9 protein-coding genes and 1 pseudogene are annotated in these 14,925 nt (G+C 61.9%); 4 read left to right on the top strand and 6 right to left on the bottom strand.

The window, feature by feature from the left end:
* Positions 1-52: 52 nt before the first annotated feature.
* Positions 53-1,288: a DUF459 domain-containing protein gene (locus FFR93_RS22875; protein WP_171049240.1), complete on the top strand. Its 1,236-nt coding sequence runs from the start codon at positions 53-55 to the stop codon at positions 1,286-1,288.
* Positions 1,289-1,321: 33 nt separating this feature from the next.
* Here FFR93_RS22875 and FFR93_RS41580 read toward each other — a convergent pair.
* The 3 genes and pseudogenes from FFR93_RS41580 to gltB all read right to left on the bottom strand — a co-directional run.
* Positions 1,322-1,855 (bottom strand): annotated as a pseudogene (locus FFR93_RS41580) (hypothetical protein); the annotation flags it as partial.
* A 19-nt stretch (positions 1,856-1,874) separates the two neighbouring features.
* Positions 1,875-3,329 (bottom strand): glutamate synthase subunit beta, encoded by a 1,455-nt coding sequence (locus tag FFR93_RS22885; RefSeq protein WP_138394883.1) that lies wholly within the window; start codon positions 3,327-3,329, stop codon positions 1,875-1,877.
* A 223-nt stretch (positions 3,330-3,552) separates the two neighbouring features.
* Positions 3,553-8,274, bottom strand: a complete 4,722-nt coding sequence (gene gltB / locus FFR93_RS22890; protein WP_138394884.1) for a glutamate synthase large subunit — start codon at positions 8,272-8,274, stop codon at positions 3,553-3,555.
* 534 nt (positions 8,275-8,808) lie between these two features.
* On the opposite strand from gltB, the gene FFR93_RS22895 reads away from it, so the two are divergent.
* On the top strand, positions 8,809-9,861 hold the full coding sequence (locus FFR93_RS22895; protein ID WP_064708728.1) for a low specificity L-threonine aldolase: 1,053 nt from the start codon (positions 8,809-8,811) through the stop codon (positions 9,859-9,861).
* Positions 9,862-9,915: 54 nt separating this feature from the next.
* On the opposite strand, the gene FFR93_RS22900 is transcribed toward FFR93_RS22895, so the two are convergent.
* Positions 9,916-10,770, bottom strand: a complete 855-nt coding sequence (locus FFR93_RS22900) for a LysR substrate-binding domain-containing protein (RefSeq protein WP_064712187.1) — start codon at positions 10,768-10,770, stop codon at positions 9,916-9,918.
* A 93-nt stretch (positions 10,771-10,863) separates the two neighbouring features.
* Here FFR93_RS22900 and FFR93_RS22905 point away from each other — a divergent pair, with 93 nt between their 5' ends.
* Positions 10,864-11,868, top strand: a complete 1,005-nt coding sequence (locus FFR93_RS22905; RefSeq protein WP_138394885.1) for a bile acid:sodium symporter family protein — start codon at positions 10,864-10,866, stop codon at positions 11,866-11,868.
* A gap of 73 nt (positions 11,869-11,941) precedes the next feature.
* On the opposite strand, the gene FFR93_RS22910 is transcribed toward FFR93_RS22905, so the two are convergent.
* The gene (locus FFR93_RS22910) at positions 11,942-12,412 is read right to left on the bottom strand and encodes an Hsp20 family protein (protein WP_064708725.1); all 471 of its coding nucleotides are present in this window, start codon (positions 12,410-12,412) and stop codon (positions 11,942-11,944) included.
* Between the two features lie 500 nt (positions 12,413-12,912).
* Here FFR93_RS22910 and FFR93_RS22915 point away from each other — a divergent pair, with 500 nt between their 5' ends.
* Entirely contained in the window at positions 12,913-13,887 is a 975-nt protein-coding gene (locus tag FFR93_RS22915) for an alpha/beta hydrolase (protein ID WP_064712188.1), read from the top strand.
* Positions 13,888-13,902: 15 nt separating this feature from the next.
* Here FFR93_RS22915 and hisN read toward each other — a convergent pair whose 3' ends face one another.
* Complete coding sequence (gene hisN, locus FFR93_RS22920; protein WP_064708723.1) at positions 13,903-14,676, bottom strand: histidinol-phosphatase; 774 nt, start codon at positions 14,674-14,676, stop codon at positions 13,903-13,905.
* Between the last annotated feature and the right edge of the window lie 249 nt (positions 14,677-14,925).

Genomic DNA, 14,925 nt, shown 5'->3' on the forward strand with positions numbered 1-14,925 from the left:
CCGTGACCTAAATTATAAGCGGGAGTGGACGCTGGCCTACCCTGTGTGCAAGGTGCCGGCAGATGCGGAACTGCCTATGACGAAAACTGATTGGACCCGTAATATCCGCTGGCTGGTGTTCACCTTGACAGCGGTTGCGCTATGCCTCGGCACGCTTGCGCCGGTGCGTGCCGAAGCCCAGGAGCAGCGTTACCAGCGTCGCTCGATCCTCGATTTCTTTCTTGGCCGTCGCTATCTCGACGACGCGCCGCCGCCGGCCCCTGATGTCCAGCAGCCAAGACGCCAGCAGCGCAAGCGCCCACCGGCGCAGAAGGCAGTGATCAACGCTCGCACCGCATCGCCTGCGCGACCGCCCGTGCAGGAAGAGCCGGTTGTGCAGAAGCTTGGCGACGCCCGAAAGATCCTGATCGTCGGTGATTTCCTTGCCAGCGGTCTCGGCGACGGACTGACCGCCGCCTTCGAAACCTCACCGGGTGTTGTGGTCGAAGCTCGCGGGAACGTCTCCTCAGGTCTCGTTCGCGACGATTATTACGACTGGCCGGAACAGCTGCCGAAGATGATCGACGAGCTGAAACCGGCAATGGTCGTCGTCATGATCGGCGCCAATGACCGCCAGCAGATGGTGACCGATACTGCCAAGGAGAAGTTCCGCACCGATGGCTGGTTTGCCGAATATCGCCGCCGTGTCCTTTCTTTCGGCAAGGAAGTCACCAGCCGCAAGATTCCGCTGCTGTGGGTCGGTCTTCCCGCCTTCGAATCCGATCAGATGACAGCCGATGCCGTCCAAATGAACCAGCTCTATCGTAACCAGGTCGAGAGCATTGGCGGCGAATTCGTGGACATCTGGGATGGCTTCGTCGATGAAAACGGCAACTTCATCGTTACCGGTTCTGACGTGAATGGCCAGCAGGTGCGCTTGCGCACCTCCGATGGCGTCAATCTGACCCAGGCCGGCCGGCGCAAGCTTGCCTTTTACGTGGAAAAGCCCGCCCGCCGCATTCTCGGCACCCAGGCAAGCCCGGACCTCGTGCGCCTTGACGAAAGCAACCTGCCTGGTCTCGGCCTTCCCACCAATCCGGTTGAACACACCGTGCCGATCAGCCTCTCCGATCCCAATCTCGATGGCGGCACCGAGCTTCTCGGCTCAAGGCCGCCACCTGTGACACTGACGAAATCGCCGCGCGATCTTCTGGTCGAGCAGGGTGAGATGAGCCCGGCGCCTGTCGGACGCGTCGACGACTACCGCATGCCGGCGGCCAAGACGCCGGCCGAAGTCTCCGTGAAATGAAAAAGGCAGAGTGAGACTGTCCGACGCCCTTTCCCTTTCCGTCGCCTGTAGCCAGCTCAGATTATGATGGTTCGAACCAATCACGCCGAAGAAGGCGTTGCTGCCATTCGTCCGGTCGACATAGCTGCCATTCTCCCAGACGAAGGCGCCGGCGCTGCTGCGCTCCAGATGTGCATCGAGGAAGTCGCTCCAGCCGCTGACGTCGATCGCCTTGCCGACCTTGTTTTCAGTGTCCGCCTCATCGGCATCATCGACATTCCAGGCGCCAACCGACACACCCGGAGTCGGATCGGAGACGGTGAGCGTGCCGCTTCGAGTGGAGCCAGCATGTCGTGAGCTTTGCCGCTCTCGCCTTCGGCCGCGACCGCATCCTGCAACTGCTGCTTCAGCATCCGCATGAAGGAAGCGCTGGTCACATCAGCGCTGCAGTCAGTCGTGTTTTCTCGTCGGACGTGTCGTTTCTGGAGGAAGGCCAGTCGAGCCGCCTCGACAGTGCATGTTGGAGAGAAGCGAGGCGCAGGCCGCCTGCAATAAAAACTCCGCCGGGAGGGCGGAGCTCGTTTATCTTAGGCCCATCAGGCCCCGATCAGTTCGGCAGGACAGTCGAGCCCATCAAGGCTTCGTCGATCGCGCGTGCCGCCTGGCGGCCTTCTCGGATCGCCCAGACCACCAGCGACTGGCCGCGGCGCACGTCGCCCGCGGTCCAGAGCTTCTCGATCGACGTTTTGTAGTCGCGATCATTCGCGACGACATTGGTCGAGCCGCGCTTGTCGGTGTTTAGCGTCAGCTTGCCCTCGAGCTCCTGGAGCACGCTTGTTGTGAACGGACCGCGGAATCCGATGGCGATGAAGGCGAGATCGGCGCGGATGACGAACTCGGTGCCTGCAATCGGCCGCCGCCGCTCGTCGACCTCGCAGCATTTGACGCCCGTCAGCACACCATCCTCGCCGATGAATTCGAGCGTCGCCACTTGAAACTCGCGCACAGCGCCCTCGGCCTGGGAGGAGGAGGTGCGCATCTTCGTCGCCCAGAAAGGCCAGACGGCAAGCTTGTCTTCCTTCTCCGGCGGCTGCGGCCGGATGTCGAGCTGGGTGACCTTGACGGCGCCCTGACGGAAGGCCGTGCCGACACAGTCGGAAGCCGTATCGCCGCCGCCAACGACAACGACGTGTTTGGCGCCGGCAAGAATCGGATCCGACGGCCAGCCGACGCTGTCGATATTCTCGCGTCCGACGCGGCGGTTCTGCTGCACCAGATAGGGCATGGCATCATGCACGCCCGCGAGATCGGTACCCGGGATGCCAGCCTCGCGCGGCGTCTCCGAGCCGCCGCAGTAAAGGACGGCATCGTGATCGGCCAACAGCTGTTCGACCTTGACATCGACACCGACATTGACGCCGCAATGGAAAGTGACGCCCTCGCCCTTCATCTGCTCGACGCGGCGGTCGATGAAGTTCTTCTCCATCTTGAAATCCGGAATGCCGTAGCGCAGCAGGCCGCCCGGCTTGGTTTCACGCTCATAGACATGCACCTCGTGACCGGCGCGGCCGAGCTGCTGGGCTGCCGCCATGCCTGCGGGGCCGGAGCCGATAACGGCAACCTTCTTGCCGGTATGAACGGTGGCCGGCTGCGGTCGAATGAAGCCGAGCTCATAGGCCTTGTCGGCGATCGCCTGTTCGACGGTCTTGATCGCGACCGGCGCATCCTCGAGATTCAGCGTGCAAGCTTCCTCGCAAGGCGCGGGGCAGACGCGGCCGGTGAACTCCGGGAAGTTGTTGGTCGAATGCAGGTTCTGGATCGCCGCTTCCCAGTTGTTGTTGTAAACAAGGTCGTTCCAGTCAGGAATCTGGTTGTGAACCGGGCAGCCGGTGGGGCCGTGACAATAAGGGATGCCACAGTCCATGCAGCGCGCCGCCTGTTTCTGCACTTCCGGGTCCGACATCGGGATCGTGAACTCGCGGAAATGACGGATGCGATCCGACGCCGGCTGGTACTTCGCCACCTGCCGGTCGATTTCCAGAAATCCTGTTACCTTACCCATTTCTTCGTCCCTTACCCTCATGACCGCCTCACCCGCGGCCAGTTGTCTGTCGTCAGTCCCGGTATCCCGGGCGGGTTGCTTGTCTTTACCGTCATCGGAACAAATCCCCTGAAACATCCGGGCGATGTGGACGGCCTGTCGCCGGCACGATCGTCACGGGTCATCGAGAAGTTTTCCGACATCGGCGATCTGCGTTCGGCAGGCGGCCGATGTCCCGGCGCAATTACTCCGCGGCGATGCCCATCCGGCTGCGTTCCATTTCCTCGAGCGCACGACGGTATTCGACCGGCATGACCTTGCGGAACTTCGGACGGTAGTCGGCCCAGTTATCGAGGATCTGCTTGGCGCGGGCGGAGCCCGTGTAGTGCAGATGGTTGGAGATTAGCTGGTAGAGGCGCTCCTCGTCATGGCGCGTCATGTCGCCCGAGACATCGACGCGTCCCTTGTGCATGAGATCGCCGCCGTGATGATGCAGCTTCTCCAGCATGTCGTCCTCTTCCGGCACCGGCTCGAGCTCGACCATCGCCATGTTGCAGCGGCTGGCGAAATCGCCGGTTTCATCGAGCACGTAAGCGACACCGCCGGACATGCCGGCCGCGAAGTTGCGGCCCGTGGCGCCGAGCACGACCACGACACCGCCGGTCATGTATTCGCAGCCATGGTCGCCGACGCCCTCGACGATGGCGATCGCACCCGAGTTGCGGACGGCGAAACGTTCGCCGGCCACGCCGCGGAAATAGCATTCGCCTTCGGTTGCGCCGTAAAGCACGGTGTTGCCGACGATGATAGAGTTCTCAGCCACGATCCGCGAGTTCTCCGGCGGCCGGATGATGATCTTGCCGCCTGAGAGGCCCTTGCCGACATAGTCGTTGCCGTCGCCGATAAGGTTGAAGGTGACGCCACGCGCCAGGAAGGCGCCGAAGCTCTGTCCCGCCGTGCCGCGAAGCGTCACGTTGACCGTGTCTTCCTTCAGGCCACGATGGCCGTAACGCTTGGCGACCTCGCCGGAGAGCATCGCGCCGGCCGAACGGTCGACGTTCTTGATACCTACCTCGAAGGCAACGGGCGTCTTGGCAGTCAGCGCCGGCTGCGCCTGCTCGATCAGTGCGCGATCGAGAATATCGTCGATCGGATGCTGCTGCCGGCTCGTCCAGAAGGTTTCCTCCTTGGCGGCGTCGACCTTGTGGAAGATGCGGCTGAAGTCGAGACCCCTAGCCTTCCAGTGCGCCAGCATCTCGTCCTTCTCCAGGAGCTCCGATGCGCCGATGATCTCGTCGAGCCGGGTGAAGCCGAGTGAGGCGAGAATTTCGCGCACTTCGTTGGCAACGAAGAAGAAGTAGTTGATGACGTGCTCCGGCGTGCCCTTGAAGCGCTTGCGCAGCACCGGATCCTGCGTCGCTACGCCTACCGGACAGGTGTTGAGATGGCACTTGCGCATCATGATGCAACCGGCCGCGATCAGCGGCGCGGTGGCAAAGCCGAACTCGTCGGCGCCAAGCAGTGCCCCGACGATGACGTCGCGGCCAGTCTTGAGACCGCCGTCCACCTGCAGCGCAACGCGCGAACGCAGACCGTTCAGCACCAGCGTCTGCTGGGTTTCGGCAAGACCGATTTCCCAAGGGCTGCCGGCATGCTTGAGCGAGGTCAGCGGCGAGGCGCCCGTGCCGCCGTCGAAACCGGCGACCGTGATGTGGTCGGCGCGCGCCTTGGCGACGCCCGCGGCAACCGTGCCGACGCCGACTTCCGAGACGAGCTTGACCGAGACGTCGGACGTCGGGTTGACGTTCTTCAGATCGTAGATCAGCTGCGCCAGATCCTCGATCGAATAGATGTCGTGGTGCGGCGGCGGCGAGATCAGGCCGACGCCCGGCGTCGAGTGGCGGGTCTTGGCAACGGTCGCGTCAACCTTGTGACCCGGCAGCTGGCCGCCTTCGCCGGGCTTGGCGCCCTGCGCCACCTTGATCTGCAATACGTCGGCATTGACGAGATATTCGGTGGTGACGCCGAAGCGGCCAGATGCGATCTGCTTGATCGCCGACCGTTCCGGGTTCATCGAACCGTCCGGCAACGGCATGTAGCGGTCGGATTCCTCGCCGCCCTCACCGGTGTTCGACTTGCCGCCGATCCGGTTCATGGCGATCGCCAGCGTTGTATGCGCCTCGCGGGAGATCGAGCCGAAGGACATTGCCCCCGTCGAGAAACGCTTGACGATATCGGCCGCCGGCTCGACCTCGTCGATCGACACCGGCTTGCGGCCGAGTGCCTCGGCGCTCTTGATCTTGAAGAGCCCGCGGATCGTGTTCATGCGCAAAGCCGAATTGTTCACCATCTCGGCGAATTCGCGGTAGCGGTCCTCGGCATTGCCGCGCACGGCATGCTGCAGGGCGGCAACTGCATCCGGCGTCCAGGCATGGCTTTCGCCGCGCATGCGGTAGGCATATTCGCCGCCGATATCGAGCGTAGTCGCCAGCAGCGGATCCTTGCCGAAGGCCGCCTTATGGCGTGCGACGGTCTCCTCGGCGATCGCTTCCAGACCGATGCCTTCGATCATCGTCGCGGTGCCGAAGAAATACTTGTCGACCAGTTCCGACGAAAGGCCGATCGCATCGAAGATCTGGGCGCCGCAATAGGACTGGTAGGTCGAGATGCCCATCTTCGACATGACCTTGAGGATGCCTTTGCCGACTGCCTTGATGTAGCGGTAGACGATTTCGGAGGCATCCACTTCCTTCGGGAACTCGCCCTTGGCATGCATGTCGAGCAGCGTGTCGAAGGCGAGATAGGGGTTGATCGCCTCGGCGCCATAGCCGGCGAGCAGGCAGAAATGATGCACTTCGCGAGGTTCCCCGGTCTCGACGACGAGACCGACCGAGGTACGAAGCCCCTTGCGGATCAGGTGATGATGGACGGCAGCCGTTGCGAGCAGTGCCGGAATAGCGATCCTATCAGGCCCGATCTGGCGGTCGGAGAGCACGATGATGTTGTAGCCGCCCTTGACGGCCGCCTCGGCACGCTCGCAGAGCCGGTCGAGCATCTCGGGCATGCCGGCCGCACCGCGCTCGATGTCATAGGTGAAATCGAGCGTCTTGGTGTCGAAACGGTCTTCCGTATGGCCAATCGAGCGGATTTTTTCGAGATCGCCGTTGGTCAGGATCGGCTGGCGCACTTCGAGACGCTTGGCGTTTGCCATGCCCTCATGGTCGAGGATGTTCGGACGCGGGCCGATGAAGGAAACCAGGCTCATGACGAGCTCCTCGCGGATCGGATCGATCGGCGGGTTCGTCACCTGCGCAAAGTTCTGCTTGAAATAGGTATAGAGCAGCTTCGGCTTTTCCGACATCGCCGAGATCGGCGTATCCGTGCCCATCGAGCCGATCGCTTCCTGACCGGTCGTCGCCATCGGCGACATCAGGATGCGGGTGTCCTCGGTCGTGTAGCCGAAGGCCTGCTGGCGGTCGAGCAGCGACACGTCACGACGCAGCGCCCGGGGCTCTACCGGCTTCAGCTCTTCGAGGATGAGCTGGGTGCGATCGAGCCAGCTGCGATAGGGATGCGCCGTTGCAAGCTTCGACTTCACCTCGTCATCGGAGATGATGCGCCCTTCTTCCATGTCGATCAGCAGCATCTTGCCCGGCTGCAGGCGCCACTTCTGGATGATTCTCTCCTCCGGAACCGGCAGAACGCCGGCCTCTGACGCCATGATGACGCGGTCATCATCGGTCACGAGATAGCGCGCTGGCCGCAGGCCGTTGCGGTCGAGTGTGGCGCCGATCTGTTTGCCGTCGGTGAAGGCGACGGCAGCCGGCCCGTCCCAAGGCTCCATCAGGGCCGCATGATATTCGTAGAAGGCCTTGCGTTCAGCCGCCATCGACTGGTTGCCTGCCCAGGCTTCTGGTATCAGCATCATCACCGCATGCGCCAGCGAATAGCCGCCGCGCACCAGGAATTCGAGCGCGTTGTCGAAGCAGGCCGTGTCTGATTGCCCCTCATAGGAAATCGGCCAGAGCTTGGAGATATCTTCGCCGAACAGCGGCGAGGAGACCGAGGCTTGACGGGCCGCCATCCAGTTGACGTTGCCGCGTAGCGTGTTGATCTCACCGTTGTGGGCGACCATGCGATAGGGGTGCGCGAGCTTCCACGACGGGAAGGTGTTGGTCGAAAAGCGCTGATGCACCAGGGCGACCGCGCTTTCGAAACGCGGGTCCGACAGATCCTTATAATAGGCGCCGACCTGATAGGCGAGGAACATGCCCTTGTAGACCACGGTCGCCGACGAAAGCGATACCGGATAAAAATTGCTCTCCTCGCCGTCGAACTCGTCATAGATGCGGTTGGAGATGACCTTGCGCAGCGTGAACAGCCGCCGCTCGAACTCATCGTTATTTTCGGCATCTTCACCGGCGCCGATGAAGACCTGCACGTGATGCGGCTCGGTCGCGGCGATATCAGGTGCCTTGGAGAGCGAGGAATTGTCGACAGGCACGTCGCGGAAACCGATGAAGACCTGCCCTTCCTCGACGATGACGTCCTTGATCACCTTCTTGAAGTGCTCGATCTGCTTTTCGTCGCGCGGCATGAAGATATGGCCGACGCCATATTCACCGACCGGCGGCAGGGTAATGCCCTGCGCGGCCATTTCTTCGCGGAAGAACCGGTCCGGGATCTGCACCAGGATACCGGCGCCATCGCCCATCAGCGGATCGGCGCCGACGGCGCCGCGATGCGTCAGGTTCTCGAGGATGAAGAGACCGTCCTTGACGATCTGGTGCGACTTTTCGCCCTTCATATGCGCGACGAAACCTACGCCGCAGGCATCATGCTCGTTGCGGGGATCGTAGAGGCCCTGTCTCTTCGGCAGGCCGGAGGCGGATTTGGACGCATTGACCGTTGCGCGCACCTCTGCAGCAGCAACCCGGTCAAATTCTATGGATGGCGTCTTCGTCATCGTCTTTCCTCCTGTCGAAGCCCGCGGGCCGCGGGCGGCTTTTCGTCCTGTGCCGCGACCTGAAAAATAGGTTCGGCACGTGACAGCGCTGTTGCATTGTGAAGATCGGCCGCAGACATCTGCTTAAAGGAAAGCAAACCGTCGCGTTCCGCGCCTGCCATTCGCCTCCGCGCGCCACCCACGAAAGTCGGCGCTCGGAAGAACTATAGCGTGAAAGCCGGCCCGTGCCAGGGCTTTCGGCGCCTCTTCGGCCGCAAGGGCCAAAATAGGACAGCAACACTGTCCTAATTCATCCGTTCTATGCCAGAAACCATGGGGCTCCGCAAGAGCGTCGTGTTAAAAACCGTCAATTTGCGAAGGAAGATTACCGGATCGGTCGCTCAAGGGAAATAAAATTACCGATCAGTGACGTATTTTTTTCATTGATTGCGCAGTTCAAATTTTGTGATGTATCGCCAGTGGCGACCTTGATCCCGTGAAGCTTTGGCGTAATGTCCGCTGCAAACCCGCCAACCTTTCCTGCCACGGTTTCCCATGTTCTTTGCTTCAGACAATTGGGCTGGCGCCCATAAATCCATTGCCGAGCGTCTGCTGGCGGCATCGGGCGGCTTTGCTGCCGCCTACGGCGCCGGTGATCTCGACAGGAAGGTCGAGGCTCGTTTCTCCGAAATCTTCGAGCGTGAGGTCGCGGTTTTCTTCGTCGCAACCGGGACGGCTGCCAATTCCTTGTCGCTGGCGAGTGTTCAACGCCCCGGCGGCATCACCTTCTGCCATTCGGAAGCCCATGTAATCGAGGATGAATGCGGGGCTCCGGAATTTTTCTCGGGCTCCGCCCGCCTCGTTGCCGTTGACGGCGAAGCCGGCAAGATCGATCCGGCGAAGCTTTCGGCCAAAATCGCTGGCTTTCCCGAAGACGCCGTCCATCATGGCCGGGCCAGTGCCGTGACCATCACTCAGGCGACCGAAATCGGCACCGTCTATTCCCTGCCTGAGATCGGCGAGATCGCCGCCATATCTGCCAGGCGCAATCTGCCGCTGCACATGGACGGCGCCCGCTTCGCCAATGCACTGGTCGCGCTCGGCGCCACCCCGGCTGAGATGACCTGGAAACGCGGCGTCGACATGCTGTCCTTCGGCGGCACGAAGAACGGCTGCTGGTGTGCGGAAGCGATCGTCATTTTCGATCAGGAGCGGGCTCGGGAAATGCCTTTCATCCGCAAGCGCGCCGCCCAGCTCTTCTCCAAGTCGCGTTTCATCGCCGCACAGTTCGACGCCTATTTCGAAAACGGCCTCTGGCTCGATCTCGCCCGCCATTCGAACGCCATGGCCGACCGTCTGCGCGCCGGTATCGGCGCCAGCAATGCCGCCCGCCTCGCCTGGCCGACCGCTTCCAACGAGGTCTTTGCCGTCATCAGCAAGGGTGCTGCAAAAACCGCGGAGGAAAAAGGCGCGAAGTTTTACGAGTGGCCGGTGCCGGCGGCGACGTCGGAACTCGTTTCCGAAGGCGAAACTCTGATCCGCCTCGTCACCAGCTTCGCGACGACGGAAGCGGACGTGGATGGTTTCCTGAGGTGCCTGGCCGCCTGATCGTCGACTGGCAAGGCGGGCATCGCGGGCGGGCTGCTCCGTGACAGGGATGACTCAAGCCGTCCTCAGCCCCCTCACCTTTTGCAGAATATCGTCGGAAAGCGCCGACACCAGCGCCTGATCCGCACCCTTGCGCGGCACCAATACGAATTCCACATCCTCGAGCACCGGCAATTTTCCCGAAGCGATCTCTTTCAGTCCTGATGGAGCCATGCTGCGCGGCTGCACCAGCACGCCCATTCCCGCCCGCGCTGCTGCCGTCAGCCCGCTCAGACTGCCGCAAGTGCAGACGATCCGCCACGGCACACGGTTTCGCCCGAGCGCTTCCAGAGCGATCACCCGCGTGACGCTTGGCGGCGGAAAGGCAATCAGTGGCAGCGGGCCGGAGGCGAGCACTCGATCAGGATCGCGGGCCAGCCAGACGAGCGGCTCGCGATAGACGAGTTTTCCGCGCGCATCCCCCAGCCGGCGCTTGGCGAGTACCAGATCGATTTCGCCATTGTCCTGCATCTCATAAAGCACGCCTGAAAGCGCCACCGTCAGCTCCAGGTCGACGGACGGATGCGAACGAACGAAATCCTCCAGCACCGCCGGCAGCTGACTGGTGACGAAATCCTCCGACACGCCGAGCCGCAGGCTGCCGCGCAAGCTGTTACTCTTGAAGAGCGCCTGCACCTGCCCCTCGATCGAGAGCATGGCGCGCGCATGCGAAAGCAGCGCCTCGCCGTCGCCGGTCAGCAGGACCTTGTGCGTATCGCGCGCGAGCAGCTTGCGTCCGAGGGCCGCCTCCAGGCGCTGAATGTGCTGGCTGACAGTCGATTGCCCGAGGCCCAGCCTATCCGCGGCAAGCGTGAAGCTGCCCATCTGTTCGACGGCGACGAAGCTGCGCAACTGCGAGAGATCCAGCATAGGTAATCCAATATCTCGATAACTGTTATTCCTTGCATCCTGTATCATAATGGGCGACAGAACAATGACGAATATTGTTGTCGCGAGACCGCCATGCGCCGCCTTCTGCCCGATACGTTCACGATCCTGCTGGTCTGCACCGTCGTTCTCGCCTCATTGATTCCGGCGAGCGGGAGTTTTGCGGATTATTTCGGCATCGCCACCGATCTTGCCATCGCCTTGCTGTTTTTCCTGCACGGCGCTCGCCTATCGCGTGATGTCGTCATATCAGGCCTGCTGCACTGGCGGCTGCATCTCGCTATCCTGCTGACGACATTCGGCATCTTCCCGCTGCTCGGCCTCGGGCTCGGCTTCATCCCCGACACCGTTCTGCCGAAGCCGCTTTACCTCGGCATCCTCTTCCTTTGCGTGCTGCCGTCGACGGTACAGTCGTCGATCGCCTTTACCTCGATGGCGGGCGGCAACGTGCCCGCCGCAATCTGCGCTGCCTCGGCCTCCAACATTTTCGGCATGTTCCTGACGCCGCTGCTGGTCGGCCTGCTCTTCTCCGTCGGCGGCCATGGCGGCTTCTCCTTCGACGCGCTTCAGCAGATCCTGCTGCAGCTGCTTGCACCCTTTATCGTCGGCCAAATCCTGCAGCCCTGGATCGGCAATTGGCTTCGCGCAAAGAAGAAGGTCCTGATGCCGGTTGACCGCGGCTCGATTCTGATGGTGGTCTATCTCGCTTTCAGCACGGCCGTCATCGAGGGACTGTGGCATACCTTCTCGATCGCCGACATCGCCGTTGTCATCGTCGCCGATATCGTGCTTCTGGCACTCGTCCTTGCTTTGACGATGTTCGGCAGCCGCTGGCTGGGCTTCGACAAGGCCGACGAGATCACCATCACCTTCTGCGGCTCGAAGAAGAGCCTGGCGAGCGGCGTGCCGATGGCAAACGTCATCTTCGCCGGCCAGTCGATCGGTGCAATCGTGCTTCCCCTGATGCTGTTCCACCAGATTCAGCTGATGGTCTGTGCCGTTATCGCCCAGAAATATGCCGCAGCAGCAGCCCGGCGCGCGACGGAACAGCAGATAAAGGACGCCGCCAGTCCGGCCTGAACGGCAATGAAACGAACGGCAAAAAAACGGCGCCCCGATCGGGGCGCCGTCTATCGTCCCCGAGGGGCAGCTGTTAACCGTTAATGACCTGCGCCTCGATCGCTTTCGGAGCCTCGACCGGCTCAGCGGCAATCGCGATTTTGCGGGGCTTCATAGCCTCGGGAATGTTGCGCAGAAGGTCGATGTGCAGCAGGCCATTCTTCAGCGACGCGGCGGTCACCTCGACATGATCGGCGAGCTGGAAGCGGCGCTCGAAGGCGCGCTTGGCAATGCCACGATAGAGAAATTCGCCGCCTTCAGCGGTTTCCTCGTTCTTTTCACCCTTCACGGACAGCACATGGGCGTGGGCTTCGATGGAAAGCTCGGTCTCGTCGAAACCGGCGACCGCCATGGTGATGCGATAGGTGTTTTCACCGGTGCGCTCGATATTATAGGGCGGATAGGTTTGCGCCTGCTCCGGCTGTGCAAGGCTGTCGAGCATGGTAAAGAGCCGGTCGAAACCGACCGTCGAGCGATAAAGGGGAGAGAAGTCAACGTGACGCATGATGTCCTCCTAGGGAAGCGACGTGTTGCGGTAAAATGCCCTGAAACCCCATCTCGGCAGTCTCGGGACGGTTGCGCGGGCCCTCTTTGGCACCCGCAGAATGGAGATGGTGATGGGATTCGTGGAGTTCAAGACCATTTCGAAATCACCTCAAACGGCCGTGAACCGCGCATGAACGGCCGGTTCGGAACGCGTTCAGGCATATCGGCCTAAACATGATGGTGTCGGGTGACACTGGCCCCGATGGCTGAAGTGCATCGTCCCTTCTTCTTCAGTCTAGACTTGGGCCGGCCGTGAGCGCCCTCACGCTCCCGCCGGCCCTTTTTCCCCCGCTTTCCAAGGCCGGCGCCATGCGCTATCCCTAACGCATCGTGCCTTCTGAAAGCGGAATCGGTTTCGGAAAGCACGATGCGTAGATTCAAATATTAGAGCGTCCTTTGTGCGTCCGAACGCACGGCGCTTTATTAGCGAAGCATTCAGCAGCGGCGCATTGGCAAGCCATGGAACAGGTTCTCTATTCGACGCCGGACAATCCTGCCCCGGAAAACCGTACCGAAGGGTTCTTCGAAACCCACGACGGCCACCGGCTGCGTTATGCCGTTTTTCGCTCCGGCGCGCCTGTCGCCAAGGGCACGGTCGTCATCATCCATGGCCGCAACGAATATATAGAAAAATATTTTGAGACCGTCCGTGACCTGACCGCCAAGGGCCTCTGGGTCGCGACCTTCGACCTACGCGGCCAGGGCGGTTCATCGCGGCTCCTGAAGCGGCGCAATCACGGCCATATCCGCCGCTTTTCCGATTACGAGCGCGATCTCGACACCTTCCTTAAGAAGATAGTGCTGCCGGATACTCGCCTGCCTTTCTACCTGCTCGGCCATTCCACAGGCGGACTGATCGCGCTGTCGGCCGCCCCCTATCTCACCACCCGCATCGATCGCATGGTGCTGTCGGCCCCCTTCATCGGGCTGACCGGCCAGTCGGCCTCGCCCCGCGTTATTCGCACCCTTGCCGGCACGCTGACCGCCGCCGGCCTCGGCTTCATACCGCTGACCGCGAGGCTCAGGGAGCCGGACTTCCGCGACAATCCTTTGACTTCGGACGAAACCCGCTTCGAGCGCAATGTTGCGATGATGAACGCCCATCCGGAATTGACGCTCGGGCCGCCGACGGCTCGCTGGCTGACCGAAGCCTTCCGGACGATCGACCGTGTTACCTCACCCAACCATCTCTTCTCGATCACCATACCGACCATCGTCATCGCCCCGACGCGTGACGGTGTCGTGCCCTACACGGCACAGGAGCGGCTCTCGCGTTATTTCCGCGCCGGCCAGCTCGTGCCGATCAACGGCGCTCGCCATGAGATCTTCCAAGAACGGGATATCTACCGCGCCGCGGCGCTGGCGGCCTTCCACGCCTTCATTCCCGGCAGCGATGCCGAGGAAAACCATGATGTCGCCGCCCTCGGCACGTGAGCCGGATCAGCCGAGTCAGCGCTGCAGGATGGCGATTGCCTGCTCATAGACCGCGCGGCTGCCGGCAGCGATGATCGAGCCGCCATTTTCCGGCCGTCCGCCGTCCCAGGTGGTGATGATGCCGCCCGCCCCCTCGATGACGGGAATGATGCCGCCGACGTCATAAGGCTTCAGCCCGTTCTCGATGACGAGGTCGATATGGCCGGCGGCAAGCAGCGCATAGGCGTAGCAGTCGCACCCATAGCGGAAGAGCCGCACCTGGCCCTCGATCTCCCGGTATTTCTCCATCTCGCCGCCGGCGAAGAGATGTGGCGAGGTCGTGAACAGGACGGCGCTCGAAAGCGCCTCGCACTGGCGCGTCACCAGCCGCCGCTCGCCCTCCGGTCCGGTATAGATCGAGCCGTTCTCGTCGGCAAAATAGCGTTCGCCGGTAAACGGCTGCTCGATCATGCCCATGATCGCCCGGCCTTGCCTCTGCAGGCCGATCAGCGTTCCCCAGACCGGCACGCCCGATATGAAGGCGCGCGTGCCGTCGATAGGATCGATCACCCACACAAAGTCCCGGTCGAGCCCGACATCGCCGTGCTCCTCGCCGAGAATGCCGTGCTCGGGAAAATTCTCCTCGATAAGCGCCCGGATGGCGAACTCGGCGGCCCGGTCACCTTCCGTCACCGGATCGAACCCGGACGAAAGTTTGTTCGTGACGTCGAGGCCGGAGCGGAAGCGGGGCAGCGTCTCGGCGCGGGCGACCTCCGCCAGACGATTGAAGAATGAACGGTCAGGAAGCATGGTGGCACCGTTTGGCTGGCGGGAATGGCTTTTCATAGCGAAAACTGGCGGGAATGCAAACGGAGCGGGCAACTTCATGAAAACTGCCCAAAGATATCGCAGCGCAATATATTGCTTGACATTTGTGCAACGCAATAGTAGCGTCGTCATTACAGTCTTCTGACTGTAAATACCCTCCTTGGGTGTTTCCTCCCTAGACTTAGCCGCGCTGACAAGCGCGGTTTTTTTTGGCCGGGGAGACCGTCCGAG

It is taken from the genome of Rhizobium sp. MHM7A, from assembly GCF_005862215.1.
Taxonomy (GTDB): domain Bacteria; phylum Pseudomonadota; class Alphaproteobacteria; order Rhizobiales; family Rhizobiaceae; genus Rhizobium; species Rhizobium bangladeshense.